The sequence below is a fragment of the Streptomyces sp. NPDC006450 genome, from assembly GCF_040612195.1.
GTDB lineage: Bacteria > Actinomycetota > Actinomycetes > Streptomycetales > Streptomycetaceae > Streptomyces.
Genome location: NZ_JBEXPT010000070.1, coordinates 11967 through 35622 on the forward strand (window position 1 = coordinate 11967; position 23656 = coordinate 35622).

Here is a 23656-nt window from a genome sequence, read left to right on the forward strand (position 1 = left end):
CGAGCGCCACGACCGGTATGAGCGGCACGACCGGCACGACCGAGGTGCCCGACCGCTACACGGTCATCTCGGCCGACTGCCACGCGGGCGCCGACCTGCTGGACTACAAGCCCTACCTGGAGAAGCGCCACCACGAGGAGTTCGACGCCTGGGCCGCGACCTACGTCAATCCGTACGAGGACCTCCTCGCGGACACGGCCGACCGCAACTGGAACTCGGCCCGGCGCCTGGCCGAGCTCGAGGCCGACGGGATCGTCGCGGAGGTGCTCTTCCCCAACACCATCCCGCCGTTCTTCCCCAAGGCCTCGCTGATGGCCCAGCCCCCGACGGCTGCCGAGTACGAGATGCGCTGGGCCGGACTCCAGGCCCACAACCGGTGGCTGGCGGACTTCTGCGCGGACGCGCCGGGCCGCCGGGCGGGCGTGGTCCAGATCCTGCTCAACGACGTGGACGCGGCGGTCGAGGAGATCCGCCGCACCCGCAACGCGGGCCTGACCGGCGGCATCCTGCTGCCGGGCGTCCCGCCGGGCTCCACCGTTCCCGAGCTCTACTCGCAGGTCTACGACCCGATCTGGGCCGTCTGCGACGAGCTGGACGTCCCGGTCAACCACCACGGGGGCTCCGCCTCGCCGCCACTGGGCGACGAGCCGGCGGCGCGGGCCGTCTTCATGGTGGAGACCACCTGGTTCTCCCACCGGGCCCTGTGGCACCTCGTCTTCGGCGGGGCCTTCCGCCGCAACCCGGGCCTGAAACTGGTCCTGACGGAGCAGGGCTCCGGCTGGATCCCGGGCGTGATCGAGATGCTGGACTACTACCACGGCCGCCTGGTCGCGGCCTCGGCCACCGCCGAGGCCAAGTTCGGCGCGGGGCTGGCCGAGTCCATGGGCAAGGGACCCGGCGAGGTCTGGCGGGACAACTGCTTCGTGGGAGCGAGCTTCATGCGCCCCCACGAGGTCCCGCTGCGCGGCCGCATCGGCCTCGACAAGATCATGTGGGGCAGCGACTACCCCCACGACGAGGGCACCACGCCCTACTCCCGCGAAGGCCTGCGCATCGCCTACGCGGGCCTGCCCCGCGAGGAGGTCGCCGCCATGGTCGGCGGCAACGCCGCCCGGGTGTACGGCTTCGACCTCGCCCTCCTCGACGCGGTGGCCGCCAAGCACGGCCCCCTCGTCTCGGAGGTCGCGCAGCCCCTGACGGAGGTCCCGGCGGGAGCCACCAGCCCGGCCTTCGCCCGCGGGGGCTCGGTCCGGGTCTGGTAGCACCTCGGTCCGTTCCGGCGGCACCCGCGCCCCGCCGGAGCGGCTCAGTCCCTGCGGACGAGCCGCTCCGGCGGGATCAGCTCCGCCCCGGTGACGTGCGTGCCCAGGCGCAGCTCGATCACGAGCTCCTCCAAGGGGGCGAGCGGCGACAGGTCCACGGTCCCCAGGCATTCGCTCAGCACCAGCCGGCGCAGCGCCGGGAAATCGCGCAGCGCCTCCAGGGTGCCCTCCAGCGCGCACCGGATCAGGACGAGCCGGCCGAGGCGCTCGTACGGCAGGAGGGCCCCGGCCGAGACGGGCGCGGCGTGCCGGATCTGCAGGCCGGTCAGTCCCCTGAGCGGCAGCGAGCGCACCAGGTGCCGGTACTGGCCGCTCCCGGCGACCGTCAGTTTCTCCACCCGTGGCCAGCGCTCGATCCCGTCGAGCGTCATCCGGCGGGCGCCCTGCCACAGGTGCAGCGCGGTCAGCGAGTCCGCGGCGGGGACGTCACCGATCCGCCGCTGCTCCGGCTCGAATCCGATGACGAGCGAGCGCAGGCCGGCCGCACCCGCCAGCGGGGCGAGCGAGAGGTCGTCCCGCAGGTAGCCGAAGGCGAGGCTGTCCGCCCGCAGTTCGCGGACCACGTCGATCCCGGTGACCTTCGGGCAGTCCAGGACGCCGAGGTGCCGCAGGCCCGTCCGCCCGGCCAGCGGCGACAGGTCGGCGAGCCGCGCGTTGCGGTGCAGGATCAGCGACTCCAGGTCCCGCCGCCCGGAGATCTCCCGCGGCACCGGGCCGTCCCAGGTGACGTGCAGCCGCTGGACGTGCGGCAGCCGGTCCAGGGCCCGGAGTTGCCCGGCGGTGCGCACGTGCAGGTGGGCCGCGCGCATGGGGGCGTCCGCGAGCACCGTGTCCGCGTAGGCGTCCACGGGGAACCGCCCCCAGGCGTCGGACAGTTCGCGGCCCACTTCGTAGCGGTCGTCGGTCCGGAAGCCCGCGATCACCTGGAGGGCCCGGTCACCGCCGACCAGCGCCGCGGTACGGATCGTCGCGGCGGCCTCGTCCTCGGTGAGCCCGGCCGGCTCCGGCAGCAGCTCCAGGACCAGCTCGCCCGCCTTGGCCAGCTCCCCCGCCTGGCTCGGGGAGCGCGGCGGCAGCAGCCGAGCCGTACGGGCCTCCACCTCGCGCCAGACCTCCGGGTCCAGCTCCGGCGCGTGCTCCAGGCAGGCGGCCGCGAGCAGCACCAGGCGGCTGCGGTCGGCTTCGACCTGGTCGGCGCGGTGCAGCAACTGCCGCAGCAGCGAGGCGCGTTCGTCGGGGCGGGCGTGCCCCACGGCCATCCGGACCACGTTGTCCCAGGTGTCCTCGTGGGCGTTGCGCACCAGGACGCCGAAGTCCCGCGCCTCCACGGCCGCCTTGGCACCGAGGTAGTCCTGGAAGGTGCGGTGGACGAACAGCACCGAGCCCGGCACCGGCTCCCGGAGCAGTCCGCTGCGGATCAGCAGGTGCCGGAACACCGTCTGCGCGCTGCCCTGCGCCTTGACCTGCGGCATGGCGTCGAGCGATTCCGCGATCATCCCGATCGCCTCCTCGGCGGAGGCCTCCACCTGCCCGTTGCGGATCAGCCAGTACGCGAGCCGTTGGAGCAGCAGGGTCTGCTCGTCCCGGCTGAGGTAGACGCCCTCGACCCCGGAGATGTCCCGTTCGCTGTCGCGGCGGATCAGCAGCATGTCCAGTGCCGCGTCGTAGAGCTCCTTGCGGGCCCGGGGCAGGTGCATCCGGCGGTCCCGGTTCAGGGCGCACAGCAGGGCGCACATCAGGGGGTTCGTCGCGAGCCGGCCCAGGTCCCGGCGGGTGCCGACGGCCTGCAGGAGCGCCTTCTCGTACCGGTCGAGCAGCTCGCGTTCCCGCTCCCGGCCGACGCCCTCGCCGTCGGCCTCGGCGCGGGCGGATTCGTGCCAGTGCGTGATGAAGGCGCCGACGTCGTCGCGTTCCATCGGCAGCAGTGCGAGCGAGGAGAAGCCCTGGGCGGTGAGCCAGTCCTCCGGTACGGCCGAGGGGCGGGTGGTGACCACGAAGCGGACCGCCGGGTACGCGGTGAGCAGCTCCCGGAGCCAGGCCTCGGTCCGGCTGCGCAGGCGCGGCGGCACCTCGTCGACCCCGTCGACCAGGACCAGCGCCCGCCCGGCGGAGAGGAGCCGCTCGACCCAGCCCTCCGGGGCCGTCAGCGGGACGCCGGTCGCGGTCAGCCAGTCCCCGGGCCGGGGGAGCCCGGCGGGGGAGTTGAAGGAGCGCAGCGGCAGGACGAAGGGGACCAGGGTGTTCCAGTCGCGCAGTTGGGGCCCGAAACTGCTGCGGGCGGCGTTCAGGGCCAGCCACTGGACGAGGGTGCTCTTGCCCGAGCCGGCCGGGCCGCGCAGCAGGACCCGCTCCGCGGCGTTCAGGGCCACCTCGGCCGTGACCGGGGTCTGCAGGCCGGGCTCTTCCAGGAGCTGTGCGCCGCTGACGGCGAGGCTGATGTAGGCGAGGTCCAGGGGCCAGTCCTGGCGGTCCTGGCTGAAGGTCAGTCCGAAGAGCTGGACCCGCGCCTGGGCCCGGGCCACGTGGTGTGCGTACTCCTCCTCGAACCGTGCCGCCCGGTCGGCCGGGGCACCGCCGTTGCCCTCGCCCTCGCTCCCGCCGGGCGTACCCGCGCCGGCCGGGCTCCCGCCCGCCGGGTCCTGCGGGCCGCTCCCGCCCGCCGCGCGGCACAGGGCGAACAGCTCCCGGTAGGCGGCGGCCGCGGCGGGGCTCAGGGAGGCGTCCGGCGGGGGCGCCGCCGCGGGCACCGGCCCGGGGCCCGCCGTGAAGAGGGCCCGGGCCTCGCGCGGGCCCAGCGCGGCGAACACCTCGCCGACGGCGGTCACCGCCGCCAGCCGGTCGGGCTCCGCGAGCTCGGCGACCGCCCCGGTCAGCCGGCCCGCCAGCTCGTGCGCGAGGCGTCGTACCGCGGGATCGCCCGGCTTCGCCGGCCTGAGCCGGCGCGCCGGCCCAGGCCGGGCCTTCGCCAGGGCCAGCGCCACCGCCTCGGCGGTCCTTAAGACCGCGGCCGTGAAACCCGCCCCTGAGTCCGTCATCCCCATGCCCTCCCCCTGCCCGGACGCCCTCACCCGGAAGCATCTCGTGAACCGTCGGTAACACCGATGGATACCGATCGGTAACAACCTCTAGCCGAGCCCCCGAACCCGCCTCTATGGTGCGGACATGCCGAACCTGCCCGACGTCGTGCTGTGGTCCATACCCGCCTTCGTTCTGCTCACCGTCATCGAGCTCGTGAGCTACCGCATCCATCCCGACGAGGACGCCGCCGGGTACGAGACCAAGGACGCCGTCACCAGCCTCGGCATGGGGATCGGCAGCCTCGGCTTCGACTTCCTCTGGAAGATCCCGATCGTCGCGATCTACACCGCGGTCTACGAACTCACCCCGCTGCGCGTCCCCGTCCTGTGGTGGACCATCCCGCTGATGCTGCTCGCCCAGGACTTCCTCTACTACTGGCAGCACCGCGGCCACCACGTCATCCGGATCCTGTGGGCCTGCCACGTCGTCCACCACAGCAGCCGCAAGTTCAACCTCACCACTGCCCTGCGCCAGCCCTGGACCAGCGCCACGTCCTGGCCGTTCTACCTCCCGATGATCGCGCTGGGCGTGCACCCGGCCGCCATCGCCTTCTGCTACTCGGTCAACCTCGTCTACCAGTTCTGGATCCACACCGAGCGCATCGACAAGCTGCCCCGGCCGATCGAGTACGTCTTCAACTCCCCCTCCCACCACCGCGTCCACCACGCCTCCCAAGGCGGCTACCTGGACCGGAACTTCGGCGGCATCCTGATCGTCTGGGACCGGATGTTCGGCTCCTGGGTCGGGGAGACCGACAAGCCCGTCTTCGGCCTCACCAAGAACATCGGCACCTACAACCCGCTGCGCGTGGCCACCCACGAGTACGCCTCCATCGCCCGGGACGTCCGCGGGGCCACCACCTGGCGCGAGCGCGCCGGCCGCGTGTTCCGCGGCCCCGGCTGGCAGCCCGCGCAGGCCGCGCCGGCCGAGGCGCCCGCTCCCGCGCCGGCCGAGGCGCCCGCTCCCGCCCCGGAACACGCCGCGTGAGCGCCACCGGATCCACCGAGCGCGCGGGGTCCCGTACGCCCGCCTGGGCGCGCCCCGCCCTTCCCCGGGGCTCCGGCCCCGCCTGCAGGGCGCTGCTCGTCGCCTTCGCCGTCGCCACCGCCCTGGACCTCGGATCCCTGCTGGCGGACTGGCACACCGGGCACCTCATCGCCAAGCCGCTGCTGATGCCGCTGCTCGTCGCCCACGTCATCACCCGCCGGGCCCCCCGGCTGCTGGTCGCGGCCCTGCTCTTCGGCTGGGGCGGCGACCTGGCCCTGCTCTTCGACGCCGATCCGGCCTTCCTGATCGGCATGGGCTCCTTCGCCGCCGGGCACGTCTGCTACCTCGTGCTCTTCCGAGGGCGCGGCGGCATCGGCCGCCGCCGGACGGGCACCGTGCTCGGGGCCGCGTACGCCGCCGCGCTGCTGTCCACCGTCACGCTGCTCTGGAGCGACCTGCCCGCGGAACTGCGGATCCCGGTCGCTGGCTACAGCCTGCTGCTCACCGCCATGGCCTACCGCTCCGGCGTCCTGGGCCTGCGGGCCGGGCTCGGCGGGGCGCTGTTCCTGCTCTCCGACACGCTCATCGCCACCGGGGTCGCCGAGTGGCCCCAGCTGCCCCGTGCGGACTTCTGGGTCATGGCCACCTACGTGGCGGCCCAGTACCTGCTGGCCACGGGAGCACTCGAGGCGGAGCGGGCGTACGGTAGGGAGGCCCTACAGGGCTCAACCACTTCCTAGCCGGAGGATTGCACCACCATGCGCGCCACCGTCATCCACGCCCCGCACGACATCCGCGTGGAGGAGGTGCCCGACGCTGCGATCCAGCGCCCCGAGGACGCCGTCGTCCGCGTCCTGCGTGCCTGCATCTGCGGCAGCGACCTGTGGGCCTACCGCGGCGAGGCCAAGCGCGTGCCCGGCCAGCGGATCGGCCACGAGTTCCTCGGCGTCGTGGAGGAGACCGGCTCCGCCGTCTCGGACCTGCGCGCCGGAGACCTCGTCGTCGCCCCCTTCATGTGGTCCGACGGCACCTGCGCCTACTGCTCCGAGGGCCTCTACACCTCCTGCGAGCACGGCGGCTTCTGGGGCTCGGTGGGCCACGACGGAGGCCAGGGCGAGGCCGTCCGGGTGCCGCACGCCGACGGCACGCTGGTGAAGCTGCCCGCCGACGCCGCCTCCGACGACCACCTGCTGACCGCGCTGCTCGCGCTGTCCGACGTCATGGGGACCGGCCACCACGCCGCGCTCGGCGCGGGGGTCCGCAAGGGCTCCACGGTCGCCGTCGTCGGCGACGGCGCGGTCGGCCTGTGCGGGGTCCTCGCGGCCAAGCGCCTGGGTGCCGACCGGATCATCGCACTGGGCCGGCACGCCGTACGTACGGACATCGCGAAGCTCTTCGGGGCCACCGACGTGGTCGCCGAGCGCGGCGAGGCCGCCGAGGCGGCCGTGCGCGAGCTCACCGGCGGCCAGGGCGCCCACTCGGTCATCGAGGCGGTCGGCACCGCACAGTCCATGCGCACCGCCGTGAACATCACCCGCGACGGCGGGGCCATCGGCTACGTCGGCGTCCCGCACGGCAGCGGCACCGGCCTCGACCTCGGGGTCATGTTCGACCGCAACCTCACCCTGCGCGGCGGCGTCGCGCCGGTCCGCGCGTACATCCCCGAGCTGCTCGCGGACGTGCTCAGCGGTGCGATCGACCCGTCGCCGGTCTTCGACCGGGCGGTCGGCCTGGACGAGGTCCCGGACGGCTACCGGGCGATGGACGACCGCAGCGCGCTGAAGGTCATGATCAAGCCCTGACGCCGGAGCCGCAGGGCCGGCAGCGCCGGAACGTGAGGAAGGGCCGGGCGGGATGTTCCCCGCCCGGCCCTTCTGTGTCTCAGCGGATTCAGCCGGCTTACTTGACGGCCTTCAGCGCGTCGACCACGCCGTAGCCGTAGTAGCCCGTCTGGCCCCAGCCGCTCTCGCAGGTGGTGGCGTCGATCAGGGTGCCCGCAGCGTTGAAGATCTGCGAGGGGCAGGCCGTCTTGGTGGCCTGGCCCTTGAGCATCAACTGGATCATCGCGGGCGTGGCGTACGGGTGGGCGCTCTTGAGGAGCGCCGCGACACCGGCGACGTGCGGGGCGGCCATCGAGGTGCCCTGCTTGTAGCCGTAGCCGCCGCCCGGGACCGTCGACAGCACGCGGCCGTTGGCGTCCGGGGTGGCCGGGACCTGCCACTTGTCGCCGCCGGGAGCGGCGACGTCCACGACGCCGAGGCCGTAGCTGGAGTAGTACGAGCGCAGGCCCTTGTCACCGGTCGCCGACACCGTGACCACGCCCGGGAGCTGGGTGGGCAGGTCGAAGCAGACGCTCGGGTCGATGGTGCGCGGCACCGGGGTGGTGTCGTTCGGGCTGGTGTCGTCGAGGATCGAGTCGCCGGCCAGGTCGTGGTTGGAGTTGCCGGCCGAGGCGACGTGCAGCGTGCCCTTGCGCTCGGCGTACTTGGTGGCGCGGCCGATGGCCTCCACCAGCGCCTTCTGGTCGTCGTCCGCCTTGCAGTTGTAGAGCCAGGGGTCGACGTAGTAGCTGTTGTTGGTCACCTCGATCCCCTTCTCGGCGGCGAACATGAAGCCGCAGACGACCGCCTCGGTGTAGAAGAGGCTGGTCCCGGGCTCGCTCACCTTGATGCCCGCGACCTTGACGCCGGGCGCGACACCGCTGATGCCGATGCCGTTGCGCGGGGCGGCGATGGTGCCGGCCACGTGCGTGCCGTGGTCGCTGCCGTCCGCGTACGGACGCCAGGCACCCTCACTGGTGTCCGCGACGCCGCCGACGCAGTTGGCCGACTGCTCCTTGGAGAAGTTCGGCGCGATGTCGGGGTGAGTGTCGTCGACACCCGTGTCGATGACGCCCACAGTGACGTTCTGGCTGCCATCGTTGATCTTGTGAGCCTGATCGGCCTTGATCGTCCGCAGGTCCCACTGGTTGGACTCCAGCGGCTCCTGACCCTCCTGGGCCGCCGCTGCCGCCTTGGCGGCGTCCGCCGAGCTCAGCTGCTGCGTCGCGCCCTCGTCGGTGGTCTGCACCGGCGAGAGGGGAGCCGTGCGGGTGGCGCCGACCGAGTCGAACAGACCGCGGTTGGCGCGCAGCAGCTTGGCGAAGTCCGGGTTCTGGGAGTGCGCGACGACGACCCCGATCTGCTCATAGGCCGTCACCACCGTTCCACCGGCCCGCTCGATGGCCTTCTTCGCCGCCGTCACCGTGGCATACGTCTTCAGGTTCGCCACGTACGACAGCTTCGGGCCGGTCGTCTCGGCCGCAGAAGTCGTAGCCGCGTCCGCCGTCGCGCCCAGCGGTGCGGCGGAGGCCGCGACCGAGGGCAGGAAGGCGAGCGAGGCCGTGAGCGCCAGGCCGACCGGTATGGCGAGGGCACGCCGGCGGCCGGATCCCAGATGAGCCATGGGTTCTCCAGATCATCCTTGAAAAAGCCGTCCGGGCGCGGTCGCGACGGACGGGTTCATGACAGGCGAACTTAGCGTTTCTGTTCCCCTCTGCGCCATTAGTTCGAGGAATCAGTTCCCAAAGAAACAAACAGGTGTTGAACCACCCCGACGCGCCGGACGTGCCGTTGACAGGGGGGATCGGCACCACCGTCCCCCCACGGAGGTTGTTTTGTCCGTCACCCCCACCGCACCCGCGTCACAAGGAGAGTCCCCCGTGACCACCGAAGCAGCGCCGCCCCCGGGCAGCGCGGGAACGCCGCCGGCGAGCCCCGCGGCCCCCACGGCCGAAGAGTTCGTACGCGTCCAGCAGAGCGGGGAGTTCGCCGAACTGCGCCGCGCCCACCGCGCCTTCGCCTTCCCGCTCACCGTGGCGTTCATCGCCTGGTACCTGCTCTACGTCCTGCTCTCCAACTATGCGGGCGGCTTCATGGGGACGAAGCTCTTCGGCAACATCAACGTGGCCCTCGTCCTGGGCCTCGGCCAGTTCGCGACGACCTTCCTCATCGCCTGGCTGTACTCGCGCCACGCGGCGGCCCGGCTCGACCCCAAGGCCTCGGCCATCAAGGCAAGGATGGAGGCGGGCGAATGAGCGCCCCGCTGTACGTGGCGGTCGCCGGGGCGGCCACGGCGGGTACGACCACCGCCGCCGGCGCCTCCGAGCACCGCCCGCTGATCATCACCCTGTTCGGGCTGTTCGTCGTCGCCACCCTGGCCATCACGGTCTGGGCCGGACGCCAGACCAAGGACGCCGCCGACTTCTACGCGGGCGGCCGCCAGTTCACCGGATTCCAAAACGGCCTGGCCATCTCCGGCGACTACATGTCCGCGGCGTCCTTCCTCGGCATCGCCGGAGCCATCGCGCTCTTCGGCTACGACGGCTTCCTCTACTCGATCGGCTTCCTCGTCGCCTGGCTGGTGGCCCTGCTCCTGGTCGCCGAGCCGCTGCGCAACTCCGGCCGCTACACGATGGGCGACGTGCTCGCGTACCGGATGCGCCAGCGCCCCGTCCGGACCGCCGCAGGTACCTCCACCATCGTGGTCTCGATCTTCTACCTGCTCGCCCAGATGGCCGGCGCGGGCGTGCTCGTCTCCCTGCTCCTCGGCATCACCAGCGACTTCGGCAAGGTCGTGATCGTCTCGCTGGTCGGCATCCTGATGATCCTCTACGTCACCATCGGCGGGATGAAGGGCACCACCTGGGTCCAGATGATCAAGGCCGTGCTGCTGATCGCGGGCACGCTGCTGATCACCTTCCTGGTGCTGCTCAAGTTCAACTTCAACGTCTCGGACCTGCTGGGCCAGGCCGCCGACAACAGCGGCCAGGGAGTGAAGTTCCTGGAACCGGGCCTGAAGTACGGCAAGGACTCGCTCTCGAAGCTGGACTTCCTCTCGCTGGGCCTCGCCCTGGTGCTGGGCACCGCCGGCCTGCCGCACATCCTGATCCGCTTCTACACGGTCCCCACGGCCAAGGCCGCCCGTAAGTCCGTGAACTGGGCCATCGGCATCATCGGCGCCTTCTACCTGATGACGATCGTCCTCGGCTTCGGCGCCGCGGCCCTGCTCGAGCGGGCCGACATCATCGCCTCCAACAAGGCCGGCACCACCGCGGCCCCGCTGCTCGCCCAGGAGATCGGCGGCGGCGCGGGCTCCACCGGCGGCGCGGTCCTGCTCGCTGTGATCTCGGCGGTGGCCTTCGCCACGATCCTCGCGGTCGTCGCGGGCCTGACCCTGGCCTCGTCCTCGTCCTTCGCCCACGACATCTACGTGAACGTGATCCGCAAGGGCAAGGCCACCGAGAAGGAGGAGGTGCGCGCGGCCCGCTGGTCCACGGTGGTCATCGGAGCCGTGGCCATCGGTCTCGGCGCCCTGGCCCGCGACCTCAACGTGGCCGGCCTCGTCGCCCTGGCCTTCGCGGTCGCCGCCTCCGCCAACCTGCCGACGATCCTCTACAGCCTCTTCTGGAAGCGCTTCACCACCCAGGGCGCCCTGTGGTCCATCTACGGCGGCCTGGTCTCCTCGGTTGTCCTGGTGCTCTTCTCCCCGGTCGTCTCGGGCAAGCCCACCTCGATGTTCAAGGGCGCCGACTTCTACTGGTTCCCCCTGGAGAACCCCGGCATCATCTCCATCCCGCTCGGCTTCCTGCTGGGGTGGCTGGGAACCGTCCTCTCCAAGGAGAAGGCCGACCCGCAGAAGTTCGCCGAGCTCGAGGTCCGGTCGCTCACCGGAACCGGCGCGCACTGACACGCTGCACCGCAGCGAGATGCTCCGAACACCGAGCGTGGCCGCGTCGTACTTCCCTACGACGCGGCCACGCCTCGTCTCGTTCATTCGGGCACCCCTATACGGCGCAGGCGTCGCGTAGGCTCGTTGATAAGCGCTCGTACTCTCATCCATCGCGGCGCAAACCTCTACAAACCGGACAGGGGAGGGGGCTTACAGTGCTTCTCGACACCTACGGCCGCGTAGCCACTGACCTGCGCGTCTCGCTCACCGACCGGTGCAATCTGCGCTGCACGTACTGCATGCCCGAGGAGGGTCTGCAGTGGCTCGGCAAATCGGATCTGCTCAGTGACGACGAGATCGTCCGGCTGATCCGCATCGCGGTCACCCAGCTCGGGATCAAGGAAGTCCGCTTCACCGGCGGCGAGCCCCTGCTGCGCCCCGGCCTCGTCGGGATCGTCGAGCAGTGCGCGGCCCTGGAGCCCCGCCCCAAGATGTCGCTGACCACCAACGGCATCGGCCTCAAGCGCACCGCACAGGCCCTCAAGGCCGCCGGCCTGGACCGGGTGAACGTTTCCCTGGACACGCTGCGGCCCGAGGTCTTCAAGACCCTGACCCGGCGCGACCGCCACAAGGACGTCATCGAGGGCATGGCGGCCGCACGCGAAGCCGGCCTCACCCCCGTCAAGGTCAACGCGGTGCTGATGCCCGGACTCAATGACGACGAGGCCCCCGACCTGCTGGCCTGGGCCGTGGAGAACGAGTACGAGCTCCGCTTCATCGAGCAGATGCCGCTCGACGCCCAGCACGGCTGGAAGCGCGACGGCATGATCACGGCCGGCGACATCCTGGATTCCCTGCGCACCCGCTTCACGCTCACCGAGGAAGGGTCCGAGGAGCGCGGCTCCGCCCCGGCCGAGCGCTGGGTCGTCGACGGCGGCCCGGCCACCGTCGGGGTCATCGCCTCGGTCACCCGCCCGTTCTGCGGCGCCTGCGACCGTACGCGACTGACGGCCGACGGCCAGATCCGTACCTGCCTCTTCGCCACCGAGGAGTCCGACCTGCGCGCAGCCCTGCGCTCGGGCGCCCCGGACGAGGAGATCGCCCGCCTGTGGAAGGTGGCGATGTGGGGCAAGAAGGCCGGGTCCGGCCTCGACGACCCGACCTTCCTGCAGCCCGACCGCCCGATGTCGGCGATCGGCGGCTGACCTCCGCCGTCTGCCCCTCCGTCACCGGTGGGGCAGAGCGACCCCGAGGGCTCGCAGTGGCTACGGCCGCTGCGAGCCCTCGGGCGCTTCCCACTCGTCGAGCTTCACGACGTCCTTGAGGAACCCGCGGACCCCCAGGAACTGGGACAGGTGTTCGCGGTGCTCCTCGCACGCCAGCCAGGTCTTGCGGCGCTCGGGGGTGTGCAGCTTCGGGTTGTTCCACGCCAGGACCCAGGCGGCCGCCTCGCGGCAGCCCTTGGCGGAGCAGGTGGGTGCGTCGGCGGGGGAAGCGTCGTTCAGAGGTGCGTCTAGGGGAGTCACGGCTCAACCCTAAGACGGAATGGCGACGCCGAGCAGCCACGGGGGGAGCTGCCCGGCGTCGGTCCGTCGCTCCGACGGGGGATGCGGAGCGCGTAGGCAGTATGTCACGCAGGACCCGGTGCGGTGCACCGGAACTTCATGATTGATCTGAGCTTTTCTTGAGGTTTCCCTCACCGAGGGCGGGGCGCACGGGCGCCGGCACGAAGTGGGACGGCAGGGAGGGCGTCGATTCGCGCCCCGCGTTGGCGATGACCACGGCGATGTACGGCAGCAGCGCGCCCGCGACGAGCGTCACGACGGCCACCGGCCGCTGCACGTTCCACAACACGATCGTCGCTACGACCGACAGGGTTCTGATCAGCATCGAGATCACGTACCGGCGCTGGCGACCCCGCACGTCCTCGGCGAGGCTCATCCGCGCCCCCGTGATCCGGAAGACCTGGGACCCGTTCCGCTTCGTCCGCTCCACAACCCACCACCCGATCGATCGCCGGACACCCCCGGCCCGGACGCCTCCACGGTACGCCGCCCGCCCGGAGTCGGGCAGAGGGGGTGTCCCCCGAACGGCGCTGTCCGAAATGCGCGGTAGGCCGGACGAGTCGAAACTGGGCCCACATGCGCACCACGCGCCAGGAGGAGGCTCGACATGGGTTGGTTGTGGGCGATCATCGTCGGCTTTGTACTGGGACTGATAGCCCGGGCGGTCCTGCCGGGCAAGCAGCATCAGCCCCTTTGGCTGACCACGATCTTCGGCATCATCGGCGCCGTCCTCGGCAACGCCGTGGCCACGTGGATCGGTGTCGACGAAACGCGTGGCATCGACTGGATCCGGCACTTGCTGCAGCTTGCCGGAGCCGTCGTGATGGTCGGCCTCGGTGAGATGATCTACAGCTCCTTGCGCGGTGGCAGGAAGCAGATGACCTGAGGGCTCCGGCCCGCCGAGCGGCGGAGCACGACGGAGGGGCCGGCCCGGACAGCGCGTCCGGGCCGGCCCCTCCGTCGCGGCGTCGCGGCGGCGACCAGCAGGTGCCGGCCGGTCGGCGACTAGCCGGTGACCTCGACCGCCGCCAGGTTCTTCTTGCCGCGGCGCAGCACCAGCCAGCGCCCGTGCAGCAGGTCCTCCTTGGCGGGGACCGCGTCCTCGGAGGCGACCTTCACGTTGTTCACGTAGGCGCCGCCCTCCTTGACGGTCCGGCGGGCGGCCGACTTGCTCGCGACCAGCCCGGTCTCCGCCAGCAGATCGACGACCAGGCCCGGCTCCGCCACCTTCGCGTGCGGCAGCTCGGACAGGGCCGCCGCCAGGGTGGCCTCGTCCAGGTCCGCCAGCTCGCCCTGGCCGAACAGCGCCTTGGACGCCGCGATCACGGCGGCGCACTGGTCCGCGCCGTGCACCAGCGTGGTCAGCTCCTCCGCCAGCGCCCGCTGGGCGGCACGCGCCTGCGGCCGCTCGGCGGTCTGCGCCTCCAGTGCCTCCAGCTCCTCACGGGTCTGGAAGGACAGGATGCGCATGTACGTGGAGACGTCCCGGTCGTCCACGTTCAGCCAGAACTGGTAGAACGCGTACGGGGTGGTCATCTCCGGGTCGAGCCAGACGGCGCCGCTCTCGGACTTGCCGAACTTGGTGCCGTCCGCCTTGACCATCAGCGGGGTCGCGATGGCGTGGACGTGCGCGTCCGGCTCCACGCGGTGGATCAGGTCGAGACCGGCCGTCAGGTTGCCCCACTGGTCGGACCCGCCCTGCTGCAGCACGCAGCCGTGGCGCCGGTACAGCTCCAGGAAGTCCATGCCCTGGAGCAGCTGGTAGCTGAACTCCGTGTAGCTGATGCCCTGGTCGGACTCCAGCCGCTTGGCGACCGAGTCCTTCGTCAGCATCTTGTTCACGCGGAAGTGCTTGCCGATGTCCCGGAGGAACTCGATGGCGGACATGCCCGCCGTCCAGTCCAGGTTGTTCACCATGAGCGCCGCGTTCTCGCCCTCGAAGGACAGGAACGGTTCGATCTGGGTGCGCAGGCGCGTCACCCAGTTCGCGACGGTCTCCGGGTCGTTCAGGGTGCGCTCGGCGGTCGGCCGCGGGTCGCCGATCTGACCCGTGGCCCCGCCGACCAGCGCCAGCGGGCGGTGGCCCGCCTGCTGGAGCCGGCGCACGGTGAGGACCTGCACCAGGTGACCCACGTGCAGCGAGGCCGCCGTCGGGTCGAAGCCGCAATAGAACGTGACGGGACCGTCCGCGAACGCCTTGCGCAGCGCTTCTTCGTCGGTGGACTGGGCGAAGAGCCCGCGCCACTTCAGTTCGTCGACGATGTCCGTCACGGTTCTGGGTCTCCTTGAACGAGGTGGAACGGAAAGCTGGGGGTTTCCCCGCCAGTCTAGGCGGGGATGGCCCGCACCCTCTCACGCTTTGTTGATCAGACGCCCTTGCTGACCGAGCTCATGTTGAAGTCCGGGATGCGCAGCGCCGGCATCGCGGCCCTGGTGAACCAGTCGTTCCATTCGCGGGGCAGGGTCTTCTCGGTGCGGCCGGCCTCCGAGGCCCGCGACAGCAGGTCCACGGGGGACTCGTTGAACCGGAAGTTGTTGACCTCGCCGACGACCTGGCCGTGCTCCACCAGGTAGACGCCGTCCCGGGTGAGCCCGGTGAGCAGCAGCGTCGCCGGGTCCACCTCGCGGATGTACCAGAGGCAGGTCAGCAGCAGCCCGCGCTCGGTCCCGGCGACCATCTCCTCCAGCGACTTCTCGCCCCCGGCCTCCAGGATCAGGTTCCCGAACGACGGGGAGACAGGCAGCCCGGTCAGTTCCGCGGTGTGCCGGGTCGTGGTCAGCCGGGCCAGCTCGCCGTCCTTGATCCACTCGGTGGCCGGGACCGGCAGGCCGTTGTCGAAGACGGAGGCGGTGTCGCCGGAGCTGTGCGCGACCACGAACGGCGCGGACTCCAGGCCCGGCGCGTTCGGATCGCTGCTCAGGTTCATCGGCAGCGGGGAGAGCCGCTCGCCGAGCCGGGTGCCGCCGCCGGGCTTGGAGAAGACCGTCCGGCCCTCCACCGCGTCCCGGGCCGACGCCGACCACATCTGGTAGATCAGCAGGTCGGCCACGGCCGTGGGGGGCAGCAGCGTCTCGTACCGCCCGGCCGGAAGGTCGATCTTCCGCTCCGCCCAGCCGAGCCGGACGGCCAGCTCCGCGTCCAGCGCGGTCGGGTCCACGTCCTTGAAGTCCCGGGTCGCGCGGCCGGCCCAGGCCGAGCGCTGGCGGTCCGGGGACTTCGCGTTGAGCTCCAGGGTGCCGTTGGGCTGGTCGTGGCGCAGGCGCAGCCCCGTGGAGGTGCCCACGTACGTGGACACCAGCTCGTGGTTGGCGAAGCCGTACAGCTCGCGGCCGCCCGCGCGGGCCCGGGCGAAGGCCTCGCCGAGCGCCGGGGCGAAGTCCGCGAACACCGCCGAGGAGGTCTCGGCCGGGCCGTCGGTGAAGTCCGGCGAGGACGGGGTGCCGGTGACCAGCGGCCGCGCGTCCTCCGCCGGGCCGGCGCCGCGGGCGGCCGCCTCGGCGGCCCGGACCAGCGGCTCCAGCTCCGCGGCCGTGACGGCGGAGCGCGAGACGACCCCCGAGGCCGTGCCCTCCTTGCCGTCGACGGTGGCGATGACCGTGAGGGTCCGGCCGCGGGTGACCCCGTTGGTGGTCAGGGCGTTGCCCGCCCAGCGCAGGTTCGCGCTCGACTCCTCGTCGGCGATGACGACGCAGCCGTCGGCGGTGGACAGCTCCAGCGCCCGCTCGACGATCTCGTGGGGCTTGGTGGTGCGACTCGACGAGGTCATCGTCCGGCCTCCTGCGTGGTGTTCAAGATGTTCACGTCGCGGAACAGCGCGGACGGGCAGCCGTGCGAGACCGCGGCGACCTGGCCCGGCTGGGCCTTGCCGCAGTTGAAGGCGCCGCCCAGGACGTAGGTCTGCGGACCGCCGACCTTCTCCATCGAGCCCCAGAACTCCGTGGTCGTGGCCTGGTAGGCGACGTCGCGGAGCTGTCCGGCGAGCTTTCCGTTCTCGATGCGGAAGAAGCGCTGCCCGGTGAACTGGAAGTTGTAGCGCTGCATGTCGATGGACCAGGAGCGGTCGCCGACCACGTAGATCCCGCGTTCCACCCCGCCGATCAGGTCCTCGGTGGAGAGACCGCCCGGATCCGGCCGGAGCGAGACGTTCGCCATGCGCTGGACGGGCACGTGCCCGGGGGAGTCGGCGTAGGCGCAGCCGTTGGAGCGGCCGAGGCCGGTCAGCTTCGCGATCCGCCGGTCGGTCTGGTAGCCGGCCAGGGTGCCGTCCTTGACCAGGTCCCAGCTCTGCGCCTCGACGCCCTCGTCGTCGTACCCGATGGTGGCCAGCCCGTGCTCGGCCGTGCGGTCGCCCGTCACGTTCATGATCGGGGAGCCGTAGGCGAGCTTGCCGAGCTGGTCGAAGGTGGCGAAGGAGGTCCCGGCGTACGCGGCCTCGTAGCCCAGCGCCCGGTCCAGCTCGGTGGCGTGGCCGATGGACTCGTGGATGGTGAGCCACAGGTTCGAGGGGTCCACGACCAGGTCGTAGCGCCCGGCCTCGACGCTCGGCGCCCGCATCTTCTCGGCGAGGAGCCCGGGCATCGCCTCCAGCTCGGCGTTCCAGTCCCAGCCGGTGCCCGTCAGGTACTCCCAGCCGCGCCCGGCCGGCGGGGCGATGGTGCGCATCGAGTCGAACTCGCCCGTGGCGGAGTTCACGGCGACGGCGGTGAGCTCCGGGTGGATGCGCACCCGCTGCTGGGTGGTGGAGGTGCCCGCGGTGTCGGCGTAGAACTTGTTCTCGTGGACCGCGAGCAGCGAGGCGTCGACGTGGGCCACCCCGTCGGCCGCCAGGAGGCGCGCGCTGTAGTCGGCGAGCAGCGCGGCCTTCTCCGCGTCGGGCACCTCGAAGGGGTTCACGTCGTAGGCGGAGATCCAGGTCTTGTCCGCGTGCACGGGCTCGTCGGCGAGCTCGACCCGCTCGTCCGATCCGGCCGCCTTGATGATCTTGGCGGAGAGCTTCGCCATGGCCACGGCCTGCGAGGCGACCCTGGCGGCGGCGTCCATGGTCAGGTCCACACCGGAGGCGAACCCCCAGCTGCCTCCGTGCACCACGCGGACCGCGTAGCCGAGGTCGGTGGTGTCGGACCCGCCCGAGGGCTTGGTGTCACGCAGCCGCCAGGAGGCGCTGCGGATCCGTTCCAGGCGGAAATCGGCATGATCGGCGCCCAGCGCGCGGGCCCGCGCGAGCGCCGCGTCGGCGAGCGCCCGCAAGGGCAGCGCGGTGAAGGCCGCGTCGATGGAATGGGGCACGGAGGTCCTCCCGGGGGTCTGGGCAGCTGACACGATCATGTCGCGCCGGGGCTTGCCGTGCCTACATCTTTCTGTAGGGACTCGACAGAGGGCGTACCGCGGCCCTGTCGGAGCCCGATTCTCCGGAAGGGGTACTTGACCTATAGGTTTTTGGTATTCAGACCGCTAGTCGAAAGGGTGATCCGTTGAGCCGCTCGGTTCTCGTCACCGGAGGTAACCGGGGCATCGGCCTCGCCATCGCCCGAGCTTTCGCGGAAGCGGGGGACAAGGTCGCGATCACGTACCGGTCGGGCGAGCCCCCGGCCGAGCTCACGGCCCTGGGCGTGCTGGCGGTCCGCTGCGACATCACCGACTCCGACCAGGTCGACCTCGCGTACAAGCAGGTCGAGGACGCGCACGGCGCGGTCGAGGTCCTCGTGGCGAATGCCGGCATCACCAAGGACACGCTGCTCATGCGCATGTCCGAGGACGATTTCGCCTCGGTCGTCGACACCAACCTCACCGGCACCTTCCGGGTGGTCAAGCGCGCGAACCGCGGCATGCTCCGCGCCAAGAAGGGCCGCGTCGTCCTGATCTCCTCGGTCGTCGGCCTGCTCGGCTCGGCCGGCCAGGCCAACTACGCCGCCTCCAAGGCGGCGCTGGTCGGCTTCGCACGCTCCCTCGCCCGTGAGCTGGGCTCCCGCAACATCACCTTCAACGTCGTCGCCCCGGGCTTCGTGGACACCGACATGACGAAGGTGCTCACGGACGAGCAGCGGGCCGGCATCGTCGGCCAGGTGCCCCTGGGCCGCTACGCGCAGCCCGAGGAGATCGCGGCCGCGGTCAGCTTCCTGGCGTCCGACAACGCCGCGTACATCACTGGTGCCGTCATTCCCGTTGACGGCGGATTGGGCATGGGTCACTGATCACCATGAGCGGAATTCTCGACGGCAAGCGCATCCTCGTTTCCGGGGTGCTGATGGAGTCGTCCATCGCCTTCCACGTCGCCAAGCTGGCCCAGGAGCAGGGCGCCGAGGTCATCCTCACCGCGTTCCCGCGTCCGACGCTGACCGAGCGCATCGCCAAGAAGCTGCCCAAGCCGGTCAAGGTGATCGAGCTCGACGTCACCAACGACGAGCACCTGGCCCGCCTGGAGGGCCTCGTCCGCGCGGAGCTCGGCGGCCTCGACGGCGTCGTCCACTCCATCGGCTTCGCGCCGCAGGACGCGCTGGGCGGCAACTTCCTGAACACCCCGTTCGAGTCGGTCGCCACCGCCATGCACGTCTCGGCGTTCTCGCTGAAGTCGCTGACCATGGCCTGCAAGCCGCTCTTCCCGGAGAACGAGGGCGGCTCGGTCGTCGGCCTGACCTTCGACGCGCAGTTCGCCTGGCCGCAGTACGACTGGATGGGCCCGGCCAAGGCCGCGCTGGAGGCCACCAGCCGCTACCTCGCCCGGGACCTGGGCAAGGAGAAGATCCGCTGCAACCTGGTCTCGGCCGGTCCGCTCGGCTCCATGGCCGCGAAGTCCATCCCGGGCTTCTCCGAGCTGGCGGACGTCTGGAACCACCGCTCCCCGATGGAGTGGGACATGTCGGACCCGGAGCCCGCGGGCAAGGGCGTCGTCGCCCTGCTGTCGGACTGGTTCCCCAAGACCACCGGCGAGATCATCCACGTCGACGGCGGTCTGCACGCGATGGGTGCCTGACCTCCGCCCGACCACTGCCCGACCTTCGCCCGACCTCCTCGGTCGGGGCCTGTTCCATCCGTACGGCGGCGGCCGCGCCTTCCCTTCCGGGAGGCGCGGCCGCCGCCGTTCGGGTGCGCGCCGCGGGGGCCTCAGGGTGTGACTCGATCAGATGTCCGCCCCCGGGGCAGATCTTCCCGAGTCGAGAATCGGGACATTTCCCTGCAAACTGGGCCCGTCGGGATCTTCCCGGCTCCTGCGGGGAGGAGGTACCGGAGTGCGCGCGAGGCGGAGCCGAGCGGTATCCCTGCTGGTCACCTCGGTGGTCCTGACCGGATTCCTGCTCCCGGGAGCCGTCTCGCAGGACGAGGGGGCCGTCGCACCGGCGCCCGGCACGGACCTCCAGGCCCCGGCTGTGGTCGACCTGTCCCAGATCCCCGCCGAACCGCCCGTACAGCCCGCGCGGCCCGCCGCCCGGGAGCTCTTCGGGGCCGACTGCGACACCGAGATCAACGGCTCGCAGGTCGTGGCGTTCTGCCACAACCGCTACCCGCAGACCGATCTGGTCCGCCTGCACGTGGAGTGCGACCGCTGGTGGGACGTGGACGGGGACAGCGCCGCCGTGGCCGTCGGCCCGGCCGGCCGGGTGGAGCTCTCCGGCCGCTGCTGGAAGGAAGTCCGCTCCGCCTGGGTCAGCCACCAGCGGCAGTGACCCCCGCGGAGCGCCCCTCCTCGGCCAGGCAGACGAACGGATAGCCGGCCGCCTCCGAGGCCGCCGCGTCCCCGTCCCCGCGCCGGATCGCCTCGATCAGCCGGGCGTGGTCCAGGTGCGAGGCGGGATCGAGCTCCGTGCCCACGTCGGTGCGCAGCCAGTCGGCCACCAGATCGCCGAGGTCCGCGTACAGCTCGATGAGCACGTCGTTGTGCGAGGCCGCCACCACCGCCATGTGCAGGGCCACGTCCGCGGCGATGAACAGCTCCGCGTCCCCGCCCGACCAGGCCTCCTCGCGCCGCGCCAGCAGCGCGTCCAGCTGTACGAGGTCCCGCGCCGTCCGCCGCTCCGCCGCGAGGCGGGCCGCCGATGACTCCAACGTCGAGCGCAGCTCGGCGATGTGCCGGGGATCGGCGCCGGCGAAGCGGCGGTGCATGACACCGGCCAGCTCGCTGGTGGCGAGGACGTAGGTCCCCGAGCCCTGGCGAATGTCGAGGAGGCCGTTGTGCGCGAGGGCCCGGACGGCCTCCCGCACGGTGTTGCGGGCGACTCCCATCAGCTCCACGAGCTCCGGCTCGGTGGGGATGCGGGAGCCCACGGGCCATTCGCCGGTGGTGATCTGGTTCCTGAGCTGGGCGATCACCTGGTCGACGAGCGCGGATCGCCGGGGCGAGGTCAGCGGCATGCGGTCGGGGGTCCTCTCGGGACGGGCGCGGTGCGGGTGGCGGGAACGATGCGCCTGACGGGGCGTGTGTCGCTGCGCGCGGCCGGGCGCAGCGACGGGGTGCGTGACGGGAACGATACGGCTGCCGGGTGGACAACCAATCATCCCATGATTCTATGATGGTCGAATGTCCGACGATGAAGTCCAGATCCTGAACCGGCCCCAGGCCGCGCGCACGGCCACCCCGCAGCCCCTCCCCGCCGCCACCCCGCAGCCGGCGTGGCTCGGACCCGTGCTCCTCGTCGGCATCGTGCTGGCCGCCCTCAACCTGCGGCCCGCCATCACCAGCCTCGGCGCCCTGTTCGAGGAGACCCGCGAGGGCCTCGGCATGAGCGGGACCGTCGCCGGACTCATCACCTCCGTACCCGCCCTCTGCTTCGCCGTCTTCGGCGTCACCGCGCCCCGGCTCTCCCGCCGCTTCGGCCCGGCCGCCGTCGTCTGCGCCGGCATGGGCGCCGTCGCCGCGGGTCTGCTCATCCGGCCCTTCGCCACCAACGCCGCCGGGTTCCTCGCGGCCAGCGCCCTGACCCTGGCGGGCATAGCCCTGACCAACGTCCTCCTGCCGGTGATCGTCAAGCGCTGGTTCCCCGACCGGGTCGGCACCATGACGGGGCTCTACTCCATGGCCCTGGCCGCCGGCACCTCGCTCGCCGCCGCGGCGACCGTCCCGATGACCCAGGCCCTCGGCGGCAGCTGGCGCACCGGCCTGCTGGTGTGGGCCTTCCTCGCCGCCGCGGCCGTCCTGCCCTGGCTGCCCATCGCTGCGGCGGCCCGCAGAGAGAAGGCGGCGGCCGCTGCTGGCGCCGCACGGGCCGCCCGGGCCGAGGCCGGGCCCGGCGTCGTGCGCAGCCGCACCGCGTGGGCCCTCGCCTGCTACTTCGGACTCCAGGCCACGGGCGCGTACATCACCATGGGCTGGCTCCCGCAGATCTTCCGCGACGCCGGGGTCTCCGCCTCCACCGCGGGCGTCCTGCTCGCCGTCACCATGGTCATGGGCGTCCCGCTCGCCTTCATCATCCCCGGCCTGGCGGGCCGGATGAAGAACCAGGGACCCATCGCGATCGGCCTCGGTCTCTTCGGCCTCGCCGGCTACCTCGGGCTCTACTTCGCCCCCGCCGCCGGGGCCTGGGCCTGGGTCGTGATGCTCGGCATCTCCAACTGCGCCTTCCCGCTCGCCATCACGATGATCGGACTGCGCGCCAAGTCTCCGGCGGGCGTGGCCAAGCTCTCCGCCTTCGCCCAGAGCACCGGGTACCTCATCTCCATCCCCGGACCGCTCCTCATAGGCGTCCTCTACCAGCACAGCGGCGGCTGGGACCTGCCCCTCGCGCTGATGGCCGGTCTGCTCGTCCCGCAGATCGTGCTCGGCGTGCTGGCGGGCCGGGACCGCACGATCGAGGACGAATGCGGCATGCGAGACTGAACGGCATGTCGCCCGTACTCGAACCGAACCCCCAGAACGGCCACCGCAAGCTCGGCCTCGTGCTGGGCGCGATGCTGCTGGTCACCGTGGTCATCTCCGTCGTCGCCACCCTCGCCTCGCCGTAGGGGGTGGGGTTAACCCCCCAACCCCTAGGGGGACAGGCTCAGGGACATCTGGGGTGCGTCCCGGATGGGAACCGCCTGCTCGAATCCATAGATTCGAAGAGCAAGAGCGAGTCCGTCCGACCACCCCACGGAGGCGGCCATGTCGGCCCCCACACACCTGGCCCCCGGCCGCCTGTCCGCTCCCCGCGCCGCCGGGGCCGACGCCCGGCTGCCCTGGTGGGCGCTCGCCCTGCCCGCCCTCGCCTTCGGCCTCCTGCTCATACTCCTCGCCGGATCCGGCCAGGCACACGCCGCCTCCGGCGACGGCTCCCCCCTCGTCCAGGTCGCCGAACGGCTGCTGAGCGCCGTCGGCTGACGAGGCGCCAGCCACCGGGAGCCCACCCGTGCCGCCGTGCGCCGGGGCGCGCCCCACCCCCCCACACCTGGGGGTGATGACGCCCTCAACACCCTGCGCCCCGTGGCTCGATCCATGCGAAGCTGGGAGTCATGAGCGCCGACACACCCCGCAGGATCGTCCTCCTCCGGCACGCCAAGGCCGAATGGTCGGACGGCACGGACCACGACCGCCCCCTGGCGGAGCGCGGCCGTCACGACGCCCCGGCCGCGGGCCAGAAACTGGCCCAGACAGGCATCACCTTCGACCTGGCCCTCTGCTCCAGCGCGGCCCGGACCAGGGAGACCTGGAAGCTGGCCGTCCATGAGCTGCCGCACCGGCCGAAGACCACGTACGAGGAACGGCTCTACGAGGCCTCGCTGGGCGAGCTCATCGCCCTGGTCAACGAGACCTCCGACGAAGTGAAGAACCTCCTGGTCATCGGCCACAACCCCGGCATGCACGCGCTGGCCGATGCCCTCTCCGGGAGCGCGCAGGGCGAGGTGCTCGCCCGGATGAACCGCAGCGGCTTCCCGACCTCCGGAATCGCCGTCGTCTCCTTCACCGGCTCGTGGAAGTCCGTGGAGCACGGCGTGGGCACCCTGCTGGACTTCTGGACCCCGCACGGCTGACGCGCACGCCCCCTACGACGGAGCGGGCCCCGGCACTGTGGAAGTGCCGGGGCCCC

Annotated in this window: 23 protein-coding genes; 15 read left to right on the forward strand and 8 right to left on the reverse strand. The window is 71.7% G+C overall.

Annotated elements, in window-relative coordinates; genetic code table 11:
• Window positions 1–17: 17 nt before the first annotated feature.
• A complete protein-coding gene (locus tag ABZY57_RS20750) occupies window positions 18–1262 on the forward strand; it encodes an amidohydrolase family protein (protein ID WP_356513992.1) in 1245 nt (414 codons plus the stop codon).
• A gap of 44 nt (window positions 1263–1306) precedes the next feature.
• Here ABZY57_RS20750 and ABZY57_RS20755 read toward each other — a convergent pair whose 3' ends face one another.
• Window positions 1307–4357, reverse strand: a complete 3051-nt coding sequence (locus tag ABZY57_RS20755; RefSeq protein WP_356513952.1) for an NACHT domain-containing protein — start codon at window positions 4355–4357, stop codon at window positions 1307–1309.
• A 127-nt stretch (window positions 4358–4484) separates the two neighbouring features.
• Here ABZY57_RS20755 and ABZY57_RS20760 point away from each other — a divergent pair, with 127 nt between their 5' ends.
• From ABZY57_RS20760 to ABZY57_RS20770, 3 genes are all read left to right on the forward strand, one after another.
• Window positions 4485–5387 (forward strand): sterol desaturase family protein, encoded by a 903-nt coding sequence (locus ABZY57_RS20760; RefSeq protein WP_356513954.1) that lies wholly within the window; start codon window positions 4485–4487, stop codon window positions 5385–5387.
• A 92-nt stretch (window positions 5388–5479) separates the two neighbouring features.
• Window positions 5480–6127, forward strand: a complete 648-nt coding sequence (locus ABZY57_RS20765; protein WP_356513994.1) for a lysoplasmalogenase — start codon at window positions 5480–5482, stop codon at window positions 6125–6127.
• Window positions 6128–6145: 18 nt separating this feature from the next.
• The gene (locus tag ABZY57_RS20770) at window positions 6146–7189 is read left to right on the forward strand and encodes a zinc-dependent alcohol dehydrogenase family protein (RefSeq protein WP_356513956.1); all 1044 of its coding nucleotides are present in this window, start codon (window positions 6146–6148) and stop codon (window positions 7187–7189) included.
• A gap of 97 nt (window positions 7190–7286) precedes the next feature.
• Here the strand turns inward: ABZY57_RS20770 and ABZY57_RS20775 are convergent, their stop codons facing one another.
• The gene (locus ABZY57_RS20775; RefSeq protein ID WP_356513958.1) at window positions 7287–8831 is read right to left on the reverse strand and encodes a S8 family serine peptidase; all 1545 of its coding nucleotides are present in this window, start codon (window positions 8829–8831) and stop codon (window positions 7287–7289) included.
• Window positions 8832–9087: 256 nt separating this feature from the next.
• Here ABZY57_RS20775 and ABZY57_RS20780 point away from each other — a divergent pair, with 256 nt between their 5' ends.
• From ABZY57_RS20780 to moaA, 3 genes are all read left to right on the forward strand, one after another.
• On the forward strand, window positions 9088–9462 hold the full coding sequence (locus ABZY57_RS20780; RefSeq protein ID WP_356513960.1) for a DUF485 domain-containing protein: 375 nt from the start codon (window positions 9088–9090) through the stop codon (window positions 9460–9462).
• On the forward strand, window positions 9459–11114 hold the full coding sequence (locus ABZY57_RS20785) for a cation acetate symporter (RefSeq protein WP_356513962.1): 1656 nt from the start codon (window positions 9459–9461) through the stop codon (window positions 11112–11114). Before ABZY57_RS20780 ends, ABZY57_RS20785 begins: the two co-directional genes overlap by 4 nt.
• 197 nt (window positions 11115–11311) lie before the next feature.
• Window positions 11312–12301: a GTP 3',8-cyclase MoaA gene (gene moaA / locus ABZY57_RS20790; RefSeq protein WP_356513964.1), complete on the forward strand. Its 990-nt coding sequence runs from the start codon at window positions 11312–11314 to the stop codon at window positions 12299–12301.
• Window positions 12302–12361: 60 nt separating this feature from the next.
• Here the strand turns inward: moaA and ABZY57_RS20795 are convergent, their stop codons facing one another.
• Entirely contained in the window at window positions 12362–12622 is a 261-nt protein-coding gene (locus tag ABZY57_RS20795; protein ID WP_356513966.1) for a hypothetical protein, read from the reverse strand.
• A gap of 136 nt (window positions 12623–12758) precedes the next feature.
• Window positions 12759–13037, reverse strand: coding sequence for a DUF3099 domain-containing protein (locus tag ABZY57_RS20800; protein WP_356513968.1), 279 nt, complete (start codon window positions 13035–13037; stop codon window positions 12759–12761).
• A 231-nt stretch (window positions 13038–13268) separates the two neighbouring features.
• Here ABZY57_RS20800 and ABZY57_RS20805 point away from each other — a divergent pair, with 231 nt between their 5' ends.
• Window positions 13269–13547: a GlsB/YeaQ/YmgE family stress response membrane protein gene (locus ABZY57_RS20805; protein ID WP_356513970.1), complete on the forward strand. Its 279-nt coding sequence runs from the start codon at window positions 13269–13271 to the stop codon at window positions 13545–13547.
• Between the two features lie 119 nt (window positions 13548–13666).
• Here ABZY57_RS20805 and tyrS read toward each other — a convergent pair whose 3' ends face one another.
• The 3 genes from tyrS to ABZY57_RS20820 form a co-directional block, all read right to left on the reverse strand.
• Window positions 13667–14932: a tyrosine--tRNA ligase gene (tyrS, locus tag ABZY57_RS20810; protein ID WP_356513972.1), complete on the reverse strand. Its 1266-nt coding sequence runs from the start codon at window positions 14930–14932 to the stop codon at window positions 13667–13669.
• Window positions 14933–15027: 95 nt separating this feature from the next.
• On the reverse strand, window positions 15028–16428 hold the full coding sequence (locus tag ABZY57_RS20815) for a metallopeptidase TldD-related protein (protein WP_356513974.1): 1401 nt from the start codon (window positions 16426–16428) through the stop codon (window positions 15028–15030).
• A complete protein-coding gene (locus ABZY57_RS20820; protein WP_356513976.1) occupies window positions 16425–17948 on the reverse strand; it encodes a TldD/PmbA family protein in 1524 nt (507 codons plus the stop codon). The genes ABZY57_RS20815 and ABZY57_RS20820 overlap by 4 nt, the downstream gene beginning before the upstream one ends.
• A gap of 185 nt (window positions 17949–18133) precedes the next feature.
• Here ABZY57_RS20820 and fabG point away from each other — a divergent pair, with 185 nt between their 5' ends.
• The 3 genes from fabG to ABZY57_RS20835 all read left to right on the forward strand — a co-directional run bounded on the left by fabG (window position 18134) and on the right by ABZY57_RS20835 (window position 20323).
• A complete protein-coding gene (fabG, locus tag ABZY57_RS20825) occupies window positions 18134–18853 on the forward strand; it encodes a 3-oxoacyl-[acyl-carrier-protein] reductase (protein WP_327252053.1) in 720 nt (239 codons plus the stop codon).
• Window positions 18854–18858: 5 nt separating this feature from the next.
• A complete protein-coding gene (gene fabI, locus ABZY57_RS20830; protein WP_356513978.1) occupies window positions 18859–19632 on the forward strand; it encodes an enoyl-ACP reductase FabI in 774 nt (257 codons plus the stop codon).
• 256 nt (window positions 19633–19888) lie between these two features.
• Window positions 19889–20323, forward strand: a complete 435-nt coding sequence (locus ABZY57_RS20835) for a hypothetical protein (protein ID WP_356513980.1) — start codon at window positions 19889–19891, stop codon at window positions 20321–20323.
• Here the strand turns inward: ABZY57_RS20835 and ABZY57_RS20840 are convergent.
• Window positions 20304–21008 carry a FadR/GntR family transcriptional regulator gene (locus ABZY57_RS20840; protein ID WP_356513982.1) on the reverse strand — a complete coding sequence of 235 codons (705 nt, stop codon included), beginning with the start codon at window positions 21006–21008 and terminating at the stop codon, window positions 20304–20306. The two genes, ABZY57_RS20835 and ABZY57_RS20840, sit on opposite strands and share 20 nt — an antisense overlap.
• Before the next feature lie 166 nt (window positions 21009–21174).
• On the opposite strand from ABZY57_RS20840, the gene ABZY57_RS20845 reads away from it, so the two are divergent.
• The 4 genes from ABZY57_RS20845 (at window position 21175) to ABZY57_RS20860 (ending at window position 23600) form a co-directional block, all read left to right on the forward strand.
• Window positions 21175–22470 carry an MFS transporter gene (locus tag ABZY57_RS20845; protein ID WP_356513984.1) on the forward strand — a complete coding sequence of 432 codons (1296 nt, stop codon included), beginning with the start codon at window positions 21175–21177 and terminating at the stop codon, window positions 22468–22470.
• 5 nt (window positions 22471–22475) lie between these two features.
• Window positions 22476–22595: an SGM_5486 family transporter-associated protein gene (locus tag ABZY57_RS20850; RefSeq protein WP_356513986.1), complete on the forward strand. Its 120-nt coding sequence runs from the start codon at window positions 22476–22478 to the stop codon at window positions 22593–22595.
• Between the two features lie 139 nt (window positions 22596–22734).
• Window positions 22735–22950 (forward strand): hypothetical protein, encoded by a 216-nt coding sequence (locus ABZY57_RS20855; RefSeq protein WP_356513988.1) that lies wholly within the window; start codon window positions 22735–22737, stop codon window positions 22948–22950.
• Between the two features lie 131 nt (window positions 22951–23081).
• Complete coding sequence (locus ABZY57_RS20860) at window positions 23082–23600, forward strand: histidine phosphatase family protein (protein ID WP_356513990.1); 519 nt, start codon at window positions 23082–23084, stop codon at window positions 23598–23600.
• Window positions 23601–23656 lie beyond the last annotated feature (56 nt).